4 protein-coding genes and 1 pseudogene are annotated in these 4,669 nt (G+C 65.3%); 1 reads left to right on the forward strand and 4 read right to left on the reverse strand.

All coding sequences use genetic code 11. The features are described 5' to 3' along the window. From AC1D00_RS27675 to AC1D00_RS27690, 4 genes and pseudogenes are all read right to left on the reverse strand, one after another. Positions 1 to 192 (reverse strand): annotated as a pseudogene (locus AC1D00_RS27675) (MBL fold metallo-hydrolase); the annotation flags it as partial. 218 nt (positions 193 to 410) lie between these two features. After that, positions 411 to 2,570: a methyl-accepting chemotaxis protein gene (locus AC1D00_RS27680; protein ID WP_025575203.1), complete on the reverse strand. Its 2,160-nt coding sequence runs from the start codon at positions 2,568 to 2,570 to the stop codon at positions 411 to 413. 164 nt (positions 2,571 to 2,734) lie between these two features. After that, on the reverse strand, positions 2,735 to 3,460 hold the full coding sequence (locus AC1D00_RS27685; protein ID WP_025575205.1) for an outer membrane beta-barrel protein: 726 nt from the start codon (positions 3,458 to 3,460) through the stop codon (positions 2,735 to 2,737). A gap of 224 nt (positions 3,461 to 3,684) precedes the next feature. After that, entirely contained in the window at positions 3,685 to 4,005 is a 321-nt protein-coding gene (locus tag AC1D00_RS27690; RefSeq protein WP_025575206.1) for a hypothetical protein, read from the reverse strand. A gap of 194 nt (positions 4,006 to 4,199) precedes the next feature. Here AC1D00_RS27690 and AC1D00_RS27695 point away from each other — a divergent pair, with 194 nt between their 5' ends. Next, on the forward strand, positions 4,200 to 4,484 hold the full coding sequence (locus AC1D00_RS27695; protein WP_025575207.1) for a hypothetical protein: 285 nt from the start codon (positions 4,200 to 4,202) through the stop codon (positions 4,482 to 4,484). Positions 4,485 to 4,669 lie beyond the last annotated feature (185 nt).

Raw genomic sequence — 4,669 nt, forward strand, 5'->3', positions numbered from 1 at the left:
ATCCACCATCGCATAACCGTCGCCATCGGCGAGCAGGTAGATGTTCACGTGGTTGAGGCGGAACGGCAATTTCAGCCGCGCCCACAACACGCCGGGCTTCACCTCCACGACCTCGTCAGGGCCGGGATGCTGGTCCCAGGGGTAGCGCAGGGCCTCGCCGGAGGACTGCACGGTGTCGGTCTTTGCGTTCATGCTACCGACTTAAACCCGGCGGGCGCGCCGCGCCAGCCGAAAAAGGACGCGAGTTCGGCTCGCATAGCGGTCATTCCGGGCCGGATTTTTCCGTGACCCGGATGGAGCGCAGCCCAAAAATGCCGGTCATTCCGGGGCGCGCGTGAGCGCGAACCCGGAATCTGGAGGTCGTTGCGCGAGATGCCGGGTTCGGCGCCAAGCGCCGCCCCGAATGATAATCAGGCCGCCCGCATGTTGTTGAGGAACGCGTCGATCTCTCCGCGCAGCAGGTCGGCCTCGCGGCGCAGTGCGTCGGAGGCGCCCAGCACTTCGCTCGCCGCAGCGCCGGCTTCGGCAGAGGCGGTGGAGACGCCGATGATATTGCTGGAGACCTCGCTGGTGCCGCCGGCGGCATGCTGGATGTTGCGCGCGATCTCGCGGGTGGCCGCGCCCTGTTCCTCGACGGCAGCCGCGATCGTCGTGGTGACGTCGTTGATCTCGCCGATGATCCGGCCGATGCCCTGGATGGCGCCGACCGCCGAGGTCGTCACGTTCTGCATGCTGGCGATCTGGGTGCGGATCTCCTCGGTCGCCTTCGCGGTCTGGCTCGCGAGGCTCTTCACCTCGGAGGCGACCACCGCGAAGCCGCGGCCGGCCTCGCCCGCGCGGGCCGCCTCGATGGTGGCGTTGAGCGCGAGCAGATTGGTCTGCGAGGCGATGGTCTGGATCAAATCGACCACGACGCTGATGCGGCTCGCGCTGTCGGCAAGACTCTGCACCGTGGCGTCGGTGGCGCCGGCTTCGTCCACCGCCTTCTTGGCGATCCCGGCCGAGGTGACCACCTGGCGGCTGATTTCGGCGATCGACGAGGACAGCTGCTCGGTGCCGGCCGATACCGTCTGCACGTTGACCGAGGTCTCCTCCGCGGCGGAGGCGACTGCGTTGACCAGCGCGTTGGACTGGTCAGCGGTGTTCGACATGCTCTGCGCGGTCGATTGCATCGAATTGGCGGACTGTGCGAGATTGTCGAGCGCGGAGCGCACCGTGCTTTCGAATTCGGCGATCTTCGCTTCCATGCGTGCGGCACGCTCGGCCTTGGCGACGCGATCCTTGTCCTGCTCGCTGGCGAGCGCGCGGGCCTCGACCATGCTATCGCGGAACACGGTCAGCGTGTCGGTCATCGCGCCGATCTCGTCACTATGCTTCGCGCGGGCGATCTCGGTGTCGAGATCGCCCGCCGAGAGTGACTGCATGGCGCGCTGGAGGCCGGTGATCCGGCGCAGGATGTTGCGGCCGACATAGAGCCAGACGAACAGGGCCGAGCCGACCAGCGTCAGCGCGCCCAGCGCCAGCATTGCGGTCGTCGCAAGCGAGATCTCCTGCCGCGCCTGGAAGGTCGACGCGTTGGTCTCCTTCTGCACGCCGTCGACGAGCTGCTGCACGCTGATGCCGAGGCCGACATTGAGCTTGCGCGTCTCGTCCAGGATGGTCTGGCCGTAGTCGACGGAGTCGAGCTCCTTCTCGCGCAGATTGAACACGCCGGTCTTGCCGGTACCGAGCGCCAGCAGCTTTTCCGCCGTCTCGCGCAGCATCTTGTTGCCCTGATTGTCCGGCAACAGGTCGAGGTTGGACCGCAGGCGTCCTTGCGCCGTCTTGAATTCCTTCTGGATGTCGTCGAGCTTGTCGCTCGTGTTCGCCGACAGCGCCGCGCTCATGTCGGCGGCTGCGAGATTGCCGCTGGCGACGACGTTGCCGAGCTGGCCGACGGTCTGCGCGGCTTCGGTGGCATCTTCCGCGGACATATTGGCCGAGCCGAGAATGGCGTTGACCCGGGTCTGCGCGTCCAGCATCGCCGGGCTGGCCGCGCCGACGAACGCGCCCTGCGCGTTGCGCAGCGCGTCATACTGCTTGTCATGGAGGGCCGCGATGTCCAGCCGTTCGCGGGCGGCCTTGGCCAGGCTTTGGGCCGCCTCGTTGATGCTCTTCATCGTCTCGCTGAGTCCGGAGACGACGGCCTTGTCGCCGCCGAGCTCGATGATCTCGTTGAGCTTCTGCTGCGTCTGCTCCTGAAATTCCCTGAGCTTCTTGGTGCGCTCGTTCAGGGCGTCCTCGCTTTGAGCCGCAAGCAGGGCAGGTCCCTGTGCCGCAAGGCTCGCGCTCAGTGCCGACAATTGCAGGCTGGCGGCAAGGCGCGGAATGTCCCGCCCGCTCAGTTCAGTCATGCGTCCGCCGAGATTCTGCAGCACCAGGCCGGCGCCGGCCGAGATCACGAGGCCCATGCCCGCGATCACCGCGAAGGCCGCGAACAAGCTGCCGCGCACGCCCCATGTCGGCATCTTGAAACGTGGCCTCAATCGGCCAAGGAAACTGCCACGGCCCAGGCCCAGACGGATCGCCATCGAACTTCCCCCACGCTCTTGCTTCTGTTTTGTGGCGGGCAGTATCGGTCGGGCCGGTTAAAAAATCGCAATTGGTGCAATTGCTTGCGCTGGTTCCGCAGAGCGAAAAAAGAAGGGCCGGCAACATGGCCGGCCCTTCCTCAGGATAAGGTTTTGCTAACCGATCAGTAGCGCGCGACCGCCGAGTTGGCCCAGTTGAAGCGATAATTGACGCCAGCCTTGATGGTGTGGTCGTCGGTGGTGAAGTTGCCGGTACCCGCGAGCGGGCCCGCGGTGAAGTGGGCGTCGCCGAAATTGTAGTACTGGTACTCGGCCTTGGCCGACCAGTTCGGCGCGAACATGTATTCGAGGCCGGCGCCGACGGTGTAGCCGTTGCGATGATCGCCATCGATGATGAAGCCGGTCGGGACGCCGCCGACCGTGACCTTCTCGTTGTTGTCCGAATAGGCGTAGCCGCCCTTCACGTAGAGGAGGCCCGGACCCCAGGTGTAGCCGACGCGGCCGGTGATCGAGCCGAGGCCGCGCTGGTCGTTGGTGTAGGCGACGCCCCCCGGGAATACCGCACCGACGCTGCCGGAGAGCCAGGAATACTGGCCCTCGACGCCGACCACGAAGTTCGGGTTGAACTGCCAGTCCGCACCGACCTGCACGCCGCCGAGGAAACGGCCGTTGCCGTTGTTGCCGGTGGAGAGGCCGCTGAAATTGTTGTCGCTGGAGAACGCGCCGCCGACATGGGCGCCGAGATAGAATCCGGTCCAGTTGTAGATCGGCGCGGCATAGGCCGGCGCGGGCGCCTTGTAGTAGTTGCGGTTGCCGAGATCGGCGCCGACGGCCGGCGCAGCGGCGCCCACCACGAGCAGCGCAACGGTCGCAAACAGAATCTTCTTCATAGTCCAAACTCCAACACTTTAGGTCCCCGGCAGGCGCGCATTCCGCGCCGTCGTTGGTTTTGCAGATAGCTAGCTTTTGACGAAAATGCTGTCACATCCGTGGCACAGCGTGAGCCAACCTAACTTATTGGGCTGCAATTGATTTTCGTGCTTAATGGCGACTTAAGAAATGCTGAAGGAAGGCTTAACTTCGCGTCTTCCCGGTAACCTGCGTGCGGCCCTTGTTAACCAAGTCGCCGCCGCGCCTCATCGCGCATCTGTTCGCGGAACGCCGCGCGCTTTGCCGGCCGGTCTTCCTCGCGCACGTCGTGACGATCGAAGATGTCGAACTTCTCCAGGATCGGATAGCGCTCGCTCGCCATCGCGAGCACGCGCAGCACCTTCGTCGCCGACGGCGTCGGGCCGCTGACTTCCCAGCGCCGGATGGTGTCGGCGCCGCCCTTCTCCGGCAATCCGCATAGCCTGGCCATGTCGGCCGCGGTGAGCTTGCGCTCGAGGGCATCGGAGAGGTCGGCGCGGAGTTGCTTCAGTTCTGGGCCAGTCATGTCAATCGCGTTCAGGGGAGTTGCTGAAGGCAATGCACTAGCGCTGATTCGGGTCCATCCGAAGGCGGCGAGGGCGCGCCCCCCGCGCTCCGGCACCTTCGTGTGCGCACGGAGTTATGAACGGAGTGCCCATGGAAATCCTCCGACGAATGAACAAATGGTACAAGGGGGCCCGAGCGACGAAGGGATCAGCCATGACAATCGTCAAACTCGCCATTGCCGCGCTCATCACGACTGGATTGCTTGCCGCGCCCTTCGCGGCTGAGGCGAAGAAGCACCGGTCGAGCAGACATTACAGCGCCGGTGTGGTGGCCCCGGCCTATGGCGGCGCCGGATTGCCGGCGACGCAGGGCAGTCCCGCTTACGGATCGTCCGGACAGACGGTCGGCACGGTCACGGCGCCGTCGATCGGAACGTACAACTGGCCGTCGGTCGGCGTGACCAATTCGGTTCCGACCTGGAGCAACACCACGCGATAGAGGCGCGCGCCGATGCCGGTCAGCGCATGCCGGCCGCGAGGCCGGAGAGCAGGGTGAGCGCGACCAACAAGGTCGCGACCGACAGCATCGTCGTGACCGAGACGGTGGCCGCAACCAGTTTCTCCTCGACCTTGTGCTCGTGGGCGAGAACGTACACGGTTTTCGCCGTCGGCACGGCCGCGCAC

It is taken from the genome of Bradyrhizobium sp. P2_E8 (assembly GCF_056403875.1).